This window comes from Pseudoalteromonas lipolytica (genome assembly GCF_003515105.1).
GTDB classification, from domain to species: domain Bacteria; phylum Pseudomonadota; class Gammaproteobacteria; order Enterobacterales; family Alteromonadaceae; genus Pseudoalteromonas; species Pseudoalteromonas lipolytica.
This window is the reverse complement of sequence record NZ_CP032090.1, coordinates 1,162,740-1,178,330: the sequence shown is the minus strand read 5'-3', so window position 1 is coordinate 1,178,330 and position 15,591 is coordinate 1,162,740. Positions and strand designations below refer to the sequence as shown.

At 42.7% G+C, this 15,591-nt stretch carries 15 protein-coding genes; all 15 read right to left on the bottom strand.

The genetic code is table 11. The features are described from left to right. Window positions 1-10: 10 nt before the first annotated feature. Window positions 11-1,276: a bifunctional tetrahydrofolate synthase/dihydrofolate synthase gene (gene folC, locus D0907_RS05350; RefSeq protein ID WP_065978798.1), complete on the bottom strand. Its 1,266-nt coding sequence runs from the start codon at window positions 1,274-1,276 to the stop codon at window positions 11-13. Between the two features lie 25 nt (window positions 1,277-1,301). After that, window positions 1,302-2,177, bottom strand: a complete 876-nt coding sequence (gene accD / locus D0907_RS05345) for an acetyl-CoA carboxylase, carboxyltransferase subunit beta (protein WP_036969857.1) — start codon at window positions 2,175-2,177, stop codon at window positions 1,302-1,304. A 157-nt stretch (window positions 2,178-2,334) separates the two neighbouring features. Continuing rightward, window positions 2,335-3,129 (bottom strand): tRNA pseudouridine(38-40) synthase TruA, encoded by a 795-nt coding sequence (gene truA, locus D0907_RS05340; protein WP_036969860.1) that lies wholly within the window; start codon window positions 3,127-3,129, stop codon window positions 2,335-2,337. Window positions 3,130-3,233: 104 nt separating this feature from the next. After that, window positions 3,234-3,566 carry a Na+/H+ antiporter subunit G gene (locus D0907_RS05335; RefSeq protein WP_036969868.1) on the bottom strand — a complete coding sequence of 111 codons (333 nt, stop codon included), beginning with the start codon at window positions 3,564-3,566 and terminating at the stop codon, window positions 3,234-3,236. Between the two features lie 8 nt (window positions 3,567-3,574). After that, entirely contained in the window at window positions 3,575-3,844 is a 270-nt protein-coding gene (locus D0907_RS05330) for a K+/H+ antiporter subunit F (RefSeq protein ID WP_036969869.1), read from the bottom strand. Then, entirely contained in the window at window positions 3,838-4,374 is a 537-nt protein-coding gene (locus D0907_RS05325) for a Na+/H+ antiporter subunit E (protein WP_036969871.1), read from the bottom strand. The genes D0907_RS05330 and D0907_RS05325 overlap by 7 nt, the downstream gene beginning before the upstream one ends. Next, on the bottom strand, window positions 4,375-5,892 hold the full coding sequence (locus D0907_RS05320; RefSeq protein WP_118844120.1) for a monovalent cation/H+ antiporter subunit D: 1,518 nt from the start codon (window positions 5,890-5,892) through the stop codon (window positions 4,375-4,377). Then, entirely contained in the window at window positions 5,889-6,233 is a 345-nt protein-coding gene (locus D0907_RS05315) for a Na+/H+ antiporter subunit C (RefSeq protein ID WP_036969879.1), read from the bottom strand. Before D0907_RS05315 ends, D0907_RS05320 begins: the two co-directional genes overlap by 4 nt. Beyond that, on the bottom strand, window positions 6,233-9,025 hold the full coding sequence (locus tag D0907_RS05310; RefSeq protein ID WP_036969881.1) for a monovalent cation/H+ antiporter subunit A: 2,793 nt from the start codon (window positions 9,023-9,025) through the stop codon (window positions 6,233-6,235). Before D0907_RS05310 ends, D0907_RS05315 begins: the two co-directional genes overlap by 1 nt. A gap of 212 nt (window positions 9,026-9,237) precedes the next feature. Beyond that, the gene (locus D0907_RS05305) at window positions 9,238-10,392 is read right to left on the bottom strand and encodes a hypothetical protein (RefSeq protein WP_065978795.1); all 1,155 of its coding nucleotides are present in this window, start codon (window positions 10,390-10,392) and stop codon (window positions 9,238-9,240) included. A gap of 31 nt (window positions 10,393-10,423) precedes the next feature. Next, entirely contained in the window at window positions 10,424-11,302 is an 879-nt protein-coding gene (gene nlpI, locus D0907_RS05300; protein WP_036969883.1) for a lipoprotein NlpI, read from the bottom strand. Window positions 11,303-11,427: 125 nt separating this feature from the next. Further along, window positions 11,428-13,560, bottom strand: a complete 2,133-nt coding sequence (pnp, locus tag D0907_RS05295) for a polyribonucleotide nucleotidyltransferase (RefSeq protein ID WP_036969884.1) — start codon at window positions 13,558-13,560, stop codon at window positions 11,428-11,430. A gap of 258 nt (window positions 13,561-13,818) precedes the next feature. Further along, entirely contained in the window at window positions 13,819-14,088 is a 270-nt protein-coding gene (gene rpsO / locus D0907_RS05290) for a 30S ribosomal protein S15 (protein ID WP_036969894.1), read from the bottom strand. A gap of 108 nt (window positions 14,089-14,196) precedes the next feature. Beyond that, window positions 14,197-15,141: a tRNA pseudouridine(55) synthase TruB gene (gene truB / locus D0907_RS05285; RefSeq protein WP_065978794.1), complete on the bottom strand. Its 945-nt coding sequence runs from the start codon at window positions 15,139-15,141 to the stop codon at window positions 14,197-14,199. After that, entirely contained in the window at window positions 15,141-15,545 is a 405-nt protein-coding gene (gene rbfA, locus D0907_RS05280) for a 30S ribosome-binding factor RbfA (RefSeq protein ID WP_036969898.1), read from the bottom strand. Before rbfA ends, truB begins: the two co-directional genes overlap by 1 nt. Window positions 15,546-15,591 lie beyond the last annotated feature (46 nt).

Sequence of the window (15,591 nt, the reverse complement as noted above, 5' to 3'; positions counted from 1 at the left end):
GAATTCCTCTCTATTTTTTAAAGTAGTTAATGGCTGCAGCCACAGTGATAAACGAACCAAACACAATCACTAAGGTATTCGCATCGACTGTTTGCACTATTTTATCCAACGCAGCTTCTACATTAGGGTAATGCGTGCTGGGTGCTGTCGATGGTGTCTCAGCCAGTGCCTTCGCTAGATTTTCAACTGTGTCTCCACGAAAACAATCTAAGCTCGCTAATGACCACTCATCAACCACATCTGCCACGGCCGACATCGCAGCCACTTTATCTTTATCTGCAAGCATAGCGACTAATGCATGAATTTTAAACCCTTGATCTTTATACACGCTTAATTTGCGCGCTAAATAACGTGCTGACTCAGGATTATGTGCAACATCGGTAAAAACACGTGGTGTGTCGCTTAATTGTTGAAAGCGCCCTTCTACCGTTAAATTTGCCAAGCACTCACGCACCTGCTGCTCACGTGGTAAAAGTGCAAGCTTGCTTAATAACGTCAGTGCAGTTGCAGCGTTTTGACAAGGGATGGCAGGCTTTGCAAAGCGCCAGTTATTTCCCTGATACTGCCAATTAAACCCGTCAGCGTCCTCGGCAAAAGTAAAATCACGGCCAGATAACACCATATCCGCGTTAATTTCATTACCGTAATCGGTAACCGTATGAGGAATATTTAAATCGCCAACAACTGCGGGAGTATTGTTACGAAAAATACCGGCTTTATCGTAACCGACAAGCTCACGTGTATCACCTAGGTATTCTTTATGATCAAGGTCGATGGTAGTAATCACACAGGCATGCGGTGTAACAATATTTGTTGCATCGTATCGTCCACCTAACCCGACTTCTAACAGCACGTAATCAACAGCATGGCGTTTAAAGATAGCTAACGCGCCTAAGGTGCCATATTCAAAATAAGTCAGTGACGTGTCACCTCGGCCTTTTTCGAGCATATCAAACGCATCAACATGAAATTGATCGTCCAGCTCTTGTCCGTTAATACGCACTCGCTCGTTATATCGAATTAAATGAGGAGAAGCATACGTACCAACACTAAAGCCTTGCGCCAGAAGAAGGCTTTCAAGACAACGCGCAGTCGTGCCTTTACCATTCGTACCTGCGATAAGGATAATTTTGCTAGGGCTATTGAGTAAATCGACTTGATTAGCAACGCGTGCAACGCGCTCTAAGCCCATCTCAATATTTGCAGGGTGGATACTTTCTAAATAACAAAGCCAATCATCAAGGCTCGATGATTGGCTAGGAAGGATTTCTGTCATAGCGTGTAATCAGTTAAGCTGAAATTTACGCTACTCTATGCTCTTGTTCGGTAGAAGGCAAGTTCATAAATTTTGCGAGGATGCGAGCAAGGGTGTCACGCATTTCACGACGGTCAACGATCATGTCAATTGCACCGTGCTCTAACAAGAATTCACTGCGTTGGAAACCTTCTGGAAGCGTTTCACGTACTGTTTGCTCAATAACGCGTGGGCCTGCAAAACCAATTAATGCTTTTGGCTCAGCGACATTAACGTCACCTAACATGGCAAGTGATGCAGATACACCGCCCATCGTTGGGTCTGTTAATACTGAAATAAATGGCAAGCCTTTTTCGCTCATTTTAGCTAAAGCTGCACTTGTTTTAGCCATTTGCATTAATGACATTAATGCTTCTTGCATACGCGCACCGCCCGATGCAGAGAAACAGATAAGCGGCATGTTGTGCTCTAAACATTGGTCAACAGCATCAACAAAGCGTGCACCTACAACCGACGCCATTGAACCACCCATAAATGAGAACTCAAATGCAACAGCAGCGACTGGAATACCTTTTAAACGGCCTTTCATTGCAACAAGTGCGTCTTTTTCACCGCTTACTTTTTGCGCCTGCGTGATACGATCTGAATACTTTTTAGAGTCTTTAAACTTTAAAACGTCCTTTGGCTCATGCTGTGCACCAATTTCTTGGCGGTCAGCGTCATCTAAAAAGTTTTCAAGACGCTTACGACCACTTAAACGCATGTGGTGATCGCATTTAGGGCATACATTGAGTGCTTTTTCTAATTCTGCTTTATATAAAATTGAATCACAGTCTGTACACTTAGCCCAAACCCCTTCAGGGATTTCTTTACGACCTGACGATTTAGTCGTTTTAGGTAAGATTTTTTCTAACCAACTCATTTGCAACTCTCTTAATACTGTTCTGTGTCGCAGTCTGCTAAAGTGAAATACCACTTAGTAATTTACACAAGAAATAAGCAGACAGATTTTTTCAATTAAAACATGAATTACCCGCAGACGATATAAAAAACTGGTCTTAGTAGTGAGCCTTTCGCAGTTAACTATCTGAATCAGGTAAGAACAAAGGTCCTAATGGGGTTTTAGGAATACCAAAATGCTCAGGGTAATCCACGTCCACTAAATACAGTCCCGCCGCTTTTGCAGTGGCACTTGCCTTTGCACGCTCTTTTAAATCAAGTAATTCTTTTAACCACACTGGCTCATGCTTATGTAAGCCAATATCCATTAAACAGCCCGTGATATTTCTCACCATATGGTGCAAAAATGCATTGGCTTTAATGTCAATAACGACATAGTCACCCTGACGTTTTACAGACAAGTGATGAATCGTTCTATTTGCCGTATTCGCTTGGCAATGCAGTGCGCGAAACGAAGTAAAGTCATGCTCACCTATTAAATACTGACAGGCTGCTTGCATTTTAGTTTCATCTAGTGGGTGATGAAAGTGCGTCACCCCTTCGCTCATAATTGCGCCACGATAAGTGTAATTGTAAATCACGTAACGATATCGACGCGCCGTCGCACTAAAGCGAGCATGAAAATCTTCATCAACAGGCTTTGCAAAACGTATCGAAATATCTTTAGGCAGTAAGGTATTCATGCCCATCGTAAACGCGACCATTTCACGTTCTGCGTGTGTATCAAAGTGCACGACTTGCCCAGTGCCATGCACTCCAGCATCAGTTCGGCCAGCACAGACTATTTCAACGGGGTGATTACAAATGCGCGACAACGCAGTTTCTACTTCTTGTTGTACGCTATTAACATGTGACTGGCGCTGCCAACCACTATAACGTGCGCCGTTGTACTCTACTCCAAGTGCTACTCGCATAATGACATATTTACCTAGTGTGCTTAATGACGGGGCATTTTATGCGATCTACGAGCGCAATAAAAGCCACCATCGCAGATCACACAATGCTGTGTGCTCAGATATTAATCGTCTTCAATATTATCTAAGCCCTTCGTGCCTTCTTTAGCCCGTAGCTTATGATGTATTGCCGACTTAATGAGCATGTAGCCACTGATAGGTGCGGTAATTAATAAAAAGATAGAAATTAAAATTTCTTTTACGCTCACGCCATCGTGGGTGTAAGTAAAATAAACCATGGCAGCAATGAGTAACGATGCCATACCTAATGTTGTTGCTTTCGTTGGCCCATGTAAACGCATGAAAAAATCAGGCATTTTAACTAACCCTATTGAGCCTATTAAAATAAAGCAACCACCAATTAATAATAAGATTGATACAATCCACTCACTCATCATCTGTTACCTTATTCAATAATATCGCCGCGTAGCAGGTACTTACATACAGCGACGGTGCTCACAAAGCCCAACATGGCGATAAGTAAAGCCGCTTCAAAATAAAGCCCTGTATCCATGCTCATCCCATACAGAATAATCAATGCGATGGTGTTGATAAACATAGTATCAAGAGCCAAAATGCGATCAGGCACTGATGGCCCTGCAATCAAACGCCACAAGTTAAGCAATAACGATATTGCGATCATGGCGTAAACAATTAAAAAAACCGTGTCTAGCATCGAAAAATCTCCTTAAGCGGTGCTTCGTAGCGCTGCTTAATCGTATTAATTAACACCTGTTCATCTGCTAAGTCCAAGACATGAATTAACAAATAGCGTTGCTGTACTTCTTCCCCTTCCGCAAGTGATTCAGGAATAGGATACACCTCAGCACTTACCGTACCTGGGGTTAGCGACACGGTGCTTGCCAAAATTGTGATTGGCATTTCATGACTTAAATCGAGAGGCACTTTAACAAACCCCGGACGCAACTTTTTAGTTGGTCCCAAAATTAAAAGTGCAACTTGCAAATTGGCTGTGACAATATCGTATAAAACTAACAATAAATGTCTAAATGCCAGCCCCGGTCTTACAATTAACGGTTGCGGGTCACGAAATGGAAAAGTAATCCACGGGATCGTGATAGCAAAGAAAGCAGCCAACAATAGGTGCCCAGGTGACACGCTATTATTTAATAGCAGCCACACAATAAATAATAATACGCTGCGAAATGGCGTAGGTAGCCAACGAAAACGAGCTTCTAACCGCATTTACTGGCCTCCATGTAAAACATCATTGATACCACTGTTTATGTCGAACAGTTGCTCTGAGGTCGCCAACATAAATTCAGACACTGGCCCAGCAAAAATAACCATCAACGGCGAGCAAATTAATAGCGTCATTAATGCAATTACTTTCAGTGGGTGTGCATTGACGCCTTTTATTGCATCGCTGTCTTTGTGTTTATGATCCCAAAACAAGCTTGTACCTGCACGAGAAATAGCCACCAAAACAGCCAAACTCGCTAAAAGGTAAATAGGCCAAAATAACATGGCTTTTTCGCTATCTAGGGTACTCTTTAAAATCCAAATTTTACCCACAAAGCCCGACAGCGGTGGCATACCCACAACTGTAAGTGCGGCTATCACAAAACTAATCCCCAACAAAAACGGCTGAGCGACAGCGCGTCCTGCAACTAAACGGTCTGCAACTTTACCACGCTGAAGCGCGACCAAGTCAGCAAGTAAAAACAACACGGCGCACACGATAGTCGAATGCACTAAGTAATAGAGTAATGCCGCAGTTGCCGCTACATTTTGAAGCGCAACAAGTGCCACTAACGTACCGACTGATACGATGACTAAGTTGGCCACCAGTTTTCTAAAGTCTTGGCTGGCAAGGACACCAATGGCCCCCATTACAATGGTAGCAAGTGCTAAACCCCATAACCACGGTTGAGCCATGTGCGCAAGCTCGCCTGCATTATCACCAAAAATAACGGTGTATACACGCAGCATGGCGTATACACCCACTTTAGTCATAATAGCAAAGAGTGCAGCCACAACCGGTAATGCGCTTGCGTAGGTGTTCGGCAGCCATAGGTGCAGCGGTAATAACGCACCTTTTAACGCAAACACGACAATAAGCAACAAACCACCTACTTTTGCTAAATAAACATCATCCCCTGTAAGCAAAGGCACTTTTTGGGCTAAATCAGCAATATTCAATGTGCCTAGTACACCGTAGAGCACGCCTAATGCTATCAGGAACACGCTTGAACCAATTAAATTTAAAATCACATATTGCAACGCAGCTCGGGTGTTGTGTTTGTCGCCAGCATGCATTAATAATGAGTATGAAGCGATGAGCAATACTTCAAAAAAGACGAACAGGTTAAAGACATCTCCCGTTAAGAACGCGCCATTCACACCTAAGATCAAAAAGTGCACTAATGGGTGGAAAAAACTGCCTTTTTTGTCATCTCCGGCACAGCTATAAAGTACAACAACAGCCCCCAGTAAACTGGTTAAAAGCACTAACAATGTCGCTAATCTGTCGGCCACTAATACAATGCCAAACGGTGCTGACCAATCGCCAATAGCATACACAAGTGGCGTAGTATCATTCACATACACTAATAAACCAGCGCTAATGAGCACGGTGATCACAGCCATAATCACCGACATAACACGGCGAATATAGAGGTTTTTCCCACAGGGCGGCATTAAAAGTATAACGCCTGTTAGCATAGGGATTAAAATAGGCAATGAAGCTAAATGCTGGATCATTTTTGCTCCTTCGACGATTTAACCAGGTGTCCGTCTACATGGTCGTTACCTAAATCTGCGCGACCACGAATAGATAAAATCACCACAAATGCCGTCATTGCAAAGCCAATAACAATGGCCGTTAATACTAACGCTTGCGGTAACGGATCGGCATATTCACTGCCACTGCCAAGCACAGCCGCTTTATTGATTGTTAAACGGCCTGATGAGAATAAAAATAGGTTTACCGCGTACGATAACATGGTTAAACCAAGCACCACCGGAAAGGTTCGTGCTCTTAAAATTAAGTAAATTCCACACGCGACAAGCACGCCCACGCATGATGCGTACAATACTTCCATTAAATATTTACCTCTTGCTTGGGTGTATCAGCAGTGAGTTTTCCTAAACTTGCTAAAATCATCAGCGTTGCACCTACAACAGTTAAATACACACCTAAATCAAACATGATAGCACTGGCAAGTTCTGTCTTGCCGACTAGCGGTATATCAAAATAATCAAACCATGTTGTTAAGAATGGACGCCCAAACACCCAACTTCCTAACCCCGTGAATAAGGCTATGGCAATACCGGAAGCGATAATCTTACGGTAATTCACATCAAAACGTGCCGCAATCCAGTTAGAACCGTTAGCCATATATTGCAAAATAAAGGCAATCGCAGTCACTAACCCCGCTATAAAACCGCCTCCTGGTAAGTTATGACCACGCAAGAAAATGTACGCAGACACCAATAACGCAAGCGGTAATAAGCTTTGTGAAATACTGGCAAGTAAAATGGGGTATCGTTCACGTGCCCAAGGTCGCCCTTCACTGTCACTTGCTGGCATAAATAATGGCAAGTTAATTAATAGTTTATAAATACCCAGTGCAGCGATACCTAACACGGTGATTTCACCTAATGTATCGAATCCCCTAAAATCAACAAGGATCACATTTACAACGTTGGTTCCCCCACCGCCTGTTTTTGCATTTGCCACAAAAAAGTCTGAAATAGACTCAAGCGGTCTAGTTAGGAGTGCATAACAGATACTTGCTATAACAACACCAAATGCAGAGGATATACCTAGGTCACGTAACATGCGTAATGAGCTTGATTCTTTTGGTGTGCGCTGTGGTAAGAAAAACAGCGCAAGCATCAGTAGAATAACAGTCACTACTTCAACCGTTAATTGAGTTAATGCTAAGTCAGGTGCCGAGAATCGAGTAAATGCGACCGATACCATTAAGCCCACGATTGAAATCATGATCAGTGAAATCATACGAGAGCGATGCCAAATAACAGTTGCCAGCGCACCAATAATTAATAAGCCAGCCCCTATCGCATTATGAAAATCAATCGGCGTTAGTTCACTTGCCCCTGCTAGTTGGCGCATTTCAAACAGTGGCCAACCTGCACATAAAAGAACCACCGCAATCATCACAAAAGCATAGCGTTGCAGCGAGCCATTTTCGATACGATTAACTTTCTGTTGCGACCACTTAATAACACTGTACAAGCCAAGGTCGAATCCTTTTTTAGCATTCAGCGTGGGGAGCGATGCTTGGAAATGGAACAGGTGTTTGCGCTGCACATAAATGATGATACCGCAACAGGTCGCAATAAAGCTCATTAACAGCGGAAGGTTTAAACCATGCCAAACAGACAACTTATAGGCTGGCGCCGCATCACCTAAAACGGCAAATGACGCTGAAGCCAAAATATCGCTGACCGCAAAATGCGGGAACATACCGACTAATATGCACACTACGACTAATATTTCGATTGGTACTCGCATATAGCGCGGCGGTTCATGAGGCGTTTTTGGCAAATCAATTGGGTCACCATTAAAAAAGACATCATGAATAAATCGCGCCGAATAAGCGACTGAGAGCGCACCTGCAACGGTCGCTAAAACAGGGATTAACCATGACATTGAACCAAGCACTTGTTGATGCAGTGTTTCTGCAAAAAACATCTCTTTCGATAAAAAGCCGTTCAGTAGTGGCACACCCGCCATTGCCGCTGCTGCGACCATTGCTAATGTGGCGGTATATGGCATAAAACGCCACATACCATTGAGTTTACGCATATCGCGTGTGCCCGTTTCATGGTCAATAATACCGGTGGCCATAAATAAAGACGCTTTAAATGTCGCATGGTTAATAATATGAAAAATAGCGGCCACAGTCGCAAGCTCTGTATCTAAACCAAGCAATAAGGTAATAAGGCCCAAATGACTAATTGTTGAGTAGGCAAGCAGCCCTTTTAGATCATGCTTAAAGAGCGCAACGTAAGCACCAACAAGCAACGTTGATAACCCTGTCATAGCAACCAAAATAAACCACGTATCGGTTCCTGATAAGGCAGGATAAAAACGGGCGAGTAAAAAGATCCCTGCTTTAACCATGGTTGCCGAGTGTAAATACGCACTCACAGGTGTTGGCGCTGCCATGGCATGCGGTAACCAAAAATGGAATGGGAATTGCGCCGATTTAGTAAACGCCCCCAACAGCACAAGTACCAATGCCACTTCATATAAATCATGCGATTGAATCAGTGTCTTACTGGCTAAAATAACATCTAAATTATAACTACCAACAATATCGCCGATGAGTAATAAACCCGCTAATAACGCTAAACCACCTGCACCAGTAATTGCCAATGCCATGCGCGCACCTTTACGTGCTTCTGACTTATCCCACCAATAGCTAATTAGTAAAAACGAGCTAATGCTGGTTAGCTCCCAAAATAGCCATAATTGAATCACGTTATTTGACATAACAATGCCAACCATGGCTGTCATGAATAGCATTAGATAGCAGTACAACTTCGGTAAAGAGTCATCTTTGCTCAGGTAATAGCGAGCATAGAATATGACCAAGACACCAATGCCTAATATCATATACAGAAACAGCAAGGTTAGGCCGTCAAGCCTAAATGAAACTTGCATGTTGAGTAGCGGGATCCAGTCCGCGCTATAACGGATTATTTCGCCAGAAAAAACCGCAGGCGTAAACGAGAATACAATTCCAAGGGCAATCAAAGGCGCTAACATGGTCAAAGCCGTACTTTGATTTCGCGTTAGTTTTGAAGTGCAGGATGAAATAACACTGCCGATTAAGGATAACAGGGGTATCCAGAGCAAAGTCATAATAAGGAGCCTTTTTGTGTCATAAGAATATCAATACCGCTGCTAGTTATAGTTAGGTGCGTACTGTTCATTTGGATGGTTAAAAGTTGGCTTCAAAAAAAGCTTACAGTGCGTATAGTTATACTGATCAGGTGCTATTTTGTCTATAGGAGAGCAGCCTATTTGCACATTTTTTAACCGCTTTGTGTGTTAAAATAGCAATAATTCTACGATTAGTCAGAAAATTTATCCAAGCTTGAAGTTGTTGTTATCGTTGGCTTTACACCTAAAAACGTGAAGTAATCAATAAACCTTATCGGCTTTGTTAAGGGCTGGTTAATTTGTTTTTGCCAAAGTTGTCTGTATTGCTGTGATAACGCCATTGTTTGGTATTGCATAATTGACCAATTAGGACTGGGTTTATACGCCATTGAATTCTTGCATGCGCGGCTCTTCTGCCAACCACTTGGTGGCAATACATCATTGGCAATGAATAAATTAGGCGCCACTTTACCCTGCTGTTTACACAACCACTGCTGTTTTTTCTCTGGAAGTGGGTATTCATCCTCAAAACCATTAAAGTGCATTAGCTCATGCAAAAACACTTGATAGCTCTGTTGAGAATTAATATGCATAATCCCCCCAACCACATTTGCCGCGCCCGACTCTGACATCATTACGATAAAGTCAAAGCCTGCAGGCCAATTGTATGCAACAGCGTTTTCCCAATTACACTGAACTGCCATATCATGATTACGGCAAGAAAACTGATCGCCAACGTAGACAATTTCACTAAAGCAAAAACTATTCTTCTCTGGCTCTGGTTTAGCTTGGTAAAAACGTTTAAATGATTTCAGTGCATTAATTCCTGCATGATGATCAGTCAACATCAACACATTAAATTTACACTGTGGCATGACACTCACTGTGTGTAATGACAATGAAAAATTGTGACGTTTTGCAAAATCGGCCTTTATATACTCTGCATCCGAGCGCTGGCGTAACAACCAAGCTTGCCTCGCATCGCCTTGTGGCAAACGATTCGTTTGCCACAACCATTCAATTGACTGCCACTGCTGCTGAGCAATCAAGTTGTCTGCTAAGGCTTGTTGCTGGTTCACAGCATAATTATCAAACTCGGATTGCCACCACAGCTTAGCTGCCGCAGGGTTACCTTGTTGTAGAAAGCGTAATGCGAGTTGGTAATGAGCATCTAACTCACCTAGTTCAGCGAGTTGCCGTAATTGAACATTATCAACAAGGGTAAGGTTTGAACTCACAACAGTGGGAGCCAAATAGAAAATGGCCACAGCACGTGTTGGGGTTTTATTAAAATAATAAAGATACGAAGGCGTGAAGTCAGATACCGAGCTTGAGAGAGTGCTCAAGCTCAGTAATAACCCGCCTATCAGGTAAACATTAGCTCGCGTCTTCACCAGCCATTAACTCAAGCTCTAGACGCGCATATTTATATTCAACAAACTCATGCACATTTGTTGCAAGAGCAAGCCTAAAATAATCAGCCGCAATGTAATCATTACCTGCTGCTTGATGTAATTTAGCTAGATAGAAATACGCCTCGCATAAACGATGCGCATACTCTTGCTCAGAAGTAACCCCTTCAATAATACCTGATAAGAATTCAAACTCACTGATTTCGCCTAAATACAATGCAAGTAATTGATAACCCCATTGGGATTCGTCAACCCCTTGTGAATTGGCTTTTAAATCAATCAGCGCTTGCTGCTTGTCAGCGTCTGCTTGTGCTAGGTAAAGCCATAAAACACGATAAGGGTCACTGGGTGAGCGGTCTAAAAACTGCTGTAAGTCGTCTTGCGCTAATAATGGACGATTTCCATAATACAACGCAATTCCGCGGTTTAAATAAGCATATTCATGCTGTTCATTGAGTTCCAGCGCCGAGTCAAAAAGCTCATACGCCTGCTCATACTGTTGCATAAGCGTGTGATGAATACCTAAAAAGTTATACACTTCTGCTAAATCAGGCTTTAGTTTAATGGCCCGATTAAAGTCTATACGCGCTAATGTCGACATGCCCAAACTGTCAAATAACACACCGCGATCATAATAAAGTTTTGCTTGTTGTTCTGCACTTAAATCGGTGCGATTAAGCAGCTCTGAATAACGGGCTATGGTAATTTCATTTCGAAAATCAGACGCTAATGGTGCGGTGAACGGCACATTAACAATAGGGACTGACTCAGGCTGAGAAGTTGTTTGACATGCACTTAAAGAAAAAATAGCCACAGCTGTCAATGCTAAGTGTTTAAAAATCATTAAAGTCCTTAATACCTGAATTCTCTGTAGACAAAGTTGAAGCGATTGAGTTTCATTAAAGCATAAAAAAAGGGGCTAAACAGCCCCTTTTTCTTGTATCCAGTAAATTACTGGAAAATCAAACCTTATTCAGCGTCTTTAGGCGCTTCTGCTGTTTCTTCAGCAGCCGGTGCCATCGCTTCTTTGATACTTAAACGTACGCGACCTTGGCGGTCAACCTCAAGTACTTTTACTTGTACTTCTTGGCCTTCGCTTAAGTGATCAGTAACGTTGTTTACGCGCTCAGTGCTGATTTGAGAAATATGCACTAGGCCATCTTTACCCGGAAGGATATTAACGAATGCACCAAAATCAACGATACGAACAACTTTACCTGTGTAGATTGTGCCTACTTCAAGTTCTGCTGTTAATTGCTCAATGCGCTTGATTGCATTATTTGCGCTAATGCCGTCAGTTGCTGCAATTTTGATTGTACCATCGTCTTCGATTTCAATCGTTGTGCCTGTTTCTTCAGTAAGTTGACGAATCGTTGCGCCACCTTTACCAATTACTTCAGCAATTTTCTTCGCCGGAATTTGCATCGTGTAGATACGTGGAGCGAACTGAGATAACTCTTCAGAAGGAGCAGAAATCGCTTCGTCCATTACACCTAAGATGTGTAAACGTGCAGCTTTTGCTTGTTTAAGCGCGATTTGCATGATTTCTTGTGTGATACCTTCGATTTTGATATCCATTTGAAGTGCAGTGATACCGTCTGAAGTACCCGCAACTTTAAAGTCCATGTCACCTAAGTGATCTTCATCACCTAAGATGTCAGAAAGAACAACAAAGTTTTCTTCTTCTTTAACAAGACCCATCGCAATACCTGCAACAGAGGCTTTAATAGGCACACCCGCGTTCATTAACGCAAGAGAAGTACCACATACAGACGCCATTGAAGATGAACCGTTAGACTCGGTGATCTCAGATACAACACGGATTGAGTAAGGGAACTCAGTTAGTGTTGGCATTACAGCTTGGATACCACGCTTAGCTAGGTTACCGTGGCCGATTTCACGACGCTTAGGTGAACCAACAAAACCTGTTTCACCTACGCAGAACGGAGGGAAATTGTAGTTAAGCATAAAGTGGTTTTTGTGCGTGCCCGTTAAATCATCAATTAACTGTGAATCACGTTCTGTACCAAGCGTTGCAGTAACAAGTGCTTGTGTTTCACCACGTGTGAAGATAGCAGAACCGTGAGTACGCGGTAATACACCCGTCATTACGTCTAGTGCACGGATCATATCTGGTTCACGACCATCGATACGTTTTTCACCGGCAGTGATACGGCCACGAACAATTTTCTTCTCTAAAGAACCAAATACTTTACTTACTTCTTGAGTATCAAGTGTTTCGTCTTCAGCAAGCTCAGCAGAAAGCGCTTCAATAACAGCGTCTTTAGCTGCGCCTAACGCTTCTTTACGCGCTACTTTGTCAGTGATGCGGTATGCTTCACCCACTTTATCAGCAGCAAGTTCAGCCACTTTCTCTTCAAGTGCAACGTTCTTTTCTGGTGCAGTCCAATCCCATGTAGGCTTGCCCGCTTCTGCTTTGAACTCATTGATTGCATTGATGATAGCTTGAGATTGCTCATGACCATATACAACAGCGCCTAACATAACATCTTCAGATAGCACGTTCGCTTCAGACTCAACCATTAATACCGCGTTGTCTGTGCCCGCAACCACTAAATCAAGTTGGCTTTCTTCAAGCTCTTTTAACGTTGGGTTTAGAACGTATTCGCCGTTGATGAAACCAACACGTGATGCACCGATAGGACCATTAAATGGAATACCAGAAATTGCAAGCGCTGCTGATGTACCAATCATTGCAACCATATCAGGTTGGATTTCAGGGTTTACAGAAACAACTGTCGCGATAACTTGTACTTCATTTACGAAGCCATTCGGGAAAAGGGGACGAATTGGACGGTCAATTAAACGTGCAATAAGTGTTTCGCCATCGTTAGGACGACCTTCACGCTTAAGGAAACCACCAGGGATACGACCCGCAGCGTACATACGCTCTTGGTAGTTAACTGTTAGTGGGAAAAAGTCTTGACCTGGTTGTGCATCACGCTTACCAACAACAGTAACAAGTACTGAAGTGTCGCCAATGCTTGCAAGTACAGCGCCGTCAGCTTGACGAGCGATAGCACCTGTTTCTAGTGTCACAGTGTGTTGACCTAGTTGAAATTCTTTAATAATTGCTTGCACTTAAAAATGTCCTTTAAATGTAGAAGCAACTCAGAAAAATTAGCCCGTAGGCTGCATCTCTGAATTGGTAAAAATAGTCCATCAAAGTACCAATTACAGTACTTAATTAACCTTAAGTAAAATCAATTAAGTACTACAATTGGCAATGATGATTTTTCAAACACTTAGCAACCTGTGCTACTAAGTTGTGCGCTAGTATACCTTTCATACGCGCACAAAAAAAGGGGCTATATAGCCCCTTTTCTCGTAATCTAGTTCTTAGCGACGTAGGCCAAGCTCTTGGATTAACGCAGTGTAACGTGCAATGTCTTTACCTTTAAGGTAATCAAGCAGTTTACGGCGTTGGCTTACTTTGCGAAGAAGACCACGACGTGAGTGGAAATCGTGCTTGTGATCAGCAAAGTGACCTTGAAGCTTGTTGATATCGAACGTTAGAAGTGCAACTTGTACTTCAGGTGAACCAGTGTCGCCTTCAGCGCGTGCAAATTTAGCAATGATTTCAACTTTTTCTTGATTGCTTAGTGACATAGTAACTCCAAAAATTAATTTAAATTGTGTCTTAGCCGATCACTAATTCAGCCAAAACGATTGAGCGGGCGTATTCTACCAGCTTTAGCAATAACTACAAGGTAATCTTTACTCAGGCAGTTGATTCGATAAACCACGCTTTGATTTTAGGTGACCGTCTTTATGACGCTCGCCTGTGCCAATGAATATACCATCAGCCATAACTTTCACCACACCATCAGGCACGGGCTTACCAATCACCACGGTTTGACCATGGCTAAATGCCATACCTTGTTCTTTACTAATTTCAATCACAGGTAAGTCAACCAACGCGGTATCCATGGGTAACAAAAGCGCATCTAAATAAGTAGACGGTGCAACGTCATCGGCTTTAGCTTGTTGCAATTTTTCTTCAAGTTGCTCAAGCGTCACCATTTTATCACTCGGATAATGACCAACAGCACTTCGGTGCAACATAATAACGTGTGCGCCACACCCTAACTTTTCACCAAGGTCATCCACAATAGTGCGAATATACGTCCCTTTCGATACATGGGCGGTCATTTGCACTTCGTTATTTGCTTCATCAAACTCATCAAGCGTTAAACTAAACACATTAATTTTTCGGCATTTACGCGGTACCTCAATGCCCTCGCGTGCATATTTATATAAAGGCTGGCCTTGATATTTTAATGCTGAGTACATTGATGGGTATTGGTCCGACTCACCTAAAAAACTTGCGATCTCTTGCTCGAGTTGAGCACGAGTTACCGCTACTGGACGCGTTTCAACAACTTCGCCATCCGAATCTGAGGTGGTTGTACGTTCCCCAAGTTTAGCGCGTACGACATACGTTTTGTCCGTGTCTAACAAAAACTGGGTAAACTTAGTTGCTTCACCAAAACAAATCGGCAGCATGCCTGTTGCAAGCGGATCGAGTGCGCCGGTGTGCCCAGCCTTCTGTGCAAAGTAAATGCCCTTTGCTTGCTGCAATGCTTTATTAGACGAGATACCTTGCGGCTTGTTAAGTAATAAAATGCCGTCAATTGCACGACCTTTACTGCGTCTAGCCATTAGTCTTTAGTGCCTTCTTCGCTATCATCTTCGTTGACATGCTTTGCATTATCTTCACGAATAACCGAGTCCACTAAATTTGAAATACGCATACCTTCCATCAGTGAGTTATCAATGACAAAACGTAACTCTGGCATAATGCGCGCACGAATGCGTTTACCTAATAAAGAACGAATATAACCCGTTGCTTCATTTAGGATTTTAGCGCTCTGCTTGGCTTTATCTTCATCATCAGTATTGAATACTGTAATAAATACTTTTGCGTACGAAAGATCGCGAGATACCTCAACTGCAGACACCGTTACCATACCTAAGCGCGGGTCTTTAATTTCGCGTTGAAGAATAACAGCAATCTCTTTTTGAATTTGCTGTGCAACACGATCAGTGCGAGAAAATTCTCTCATTATACTTCACTCTAAAATTATAACTTATTGATGTATATAAATAAGT

Excerpts from the sequence above, each read along its gene's own strand:
- nlpI (WP_036969883.1), bottom strand. The coding sequence starts at position 11,302 with ATGATTTTTAAACACTTAGCATTGACAGCTGTGGCTATTTTTTCTTTA.
- truB (WP_065978794.1), bottom strand. The coding sequence starts at position 15,141 with ATGGCTAGACGCAGTAAAGGTCGTGCAATTGACGGCATTTTATTACTT.
- accD (WP_036969857.1), bottom strand. The coding sequence starts at position 2,177 with ATGAGTTGGTTAGAAAAAATCTTACCTAAAACGACTAAATCGTCAGGT.
- D0907_RS05315 (WP_036969879.1), bottom strand. The coding sequence starts at position 6,233 with ATGGAAGTATTGTACGCATCATGCGTGGGCGTGCTTGTCGCGTGTGGA.
- folC (WP_065978798.1), bottom strand. The coding sequence starts at position 1,276 with ATGACAGAAATCCTTCCTAGCCAATCATCGAGCCTTGATGATTGGCTT.
- truA (WP_036969860.1), bottom strand. The coding sequence starts at position 3,129 with ATGCGAGTAGCACTTGGAGTAGAGTACAACGGCGCACGTTATAGTGGT.
- D0907_RS05320 (WP_118844120.1), bottom strand. The coding sequence starts at position 5,892 with ATGATCCAGCATTTAGCTTCATTGCCTATTTTAATCCCTATGCTAACA.
- rpsO (WP_036969894.1), bottom strand. The coding sequence starts at position 14,088 with ATGTCACTAAGCAATCAAGAAAAAGTTGAAATCATTGCTAAATTTGCA.
- rbfA (WP_036969898.1), bottom strand. The coding sequence starts at position 15,545 with ATGAGAGAATTTTCTCGCACTGATCGTGTTGCACAGCAAATTCAAAAA.
- D0907_RS05310 (WP_036969881.1), bottom strand. The coding sequence starts at position 9,025 with ATGACTTTGCTCTGGATACCCCTGTTATCCTTAATCGGCAGTGTTATT.
- D0907_RS05330 (WP_036969869.1), bottom strand. The coding sequence starts at position 3,844 with ATGCTAGACACGGTTTTTTTAATTGTTTACGCCATGATCGCAATATCG.
- D0907_RS05325 (WP_036969871.1), bottom strand. The coding sequence starts at position 4,374 with ATGCGGTTAGAAGCTCGTTTTCGTTGGCTACCTACGCCATTTCGCAGC.
- D0907_RS05335 (WP_036969868.1), bottom strand. The coding sequence starts at position 3,566 with ATGATGAGTGAGTGGATTGTATCAATCTTATTATTAATTGGTGGTTGC.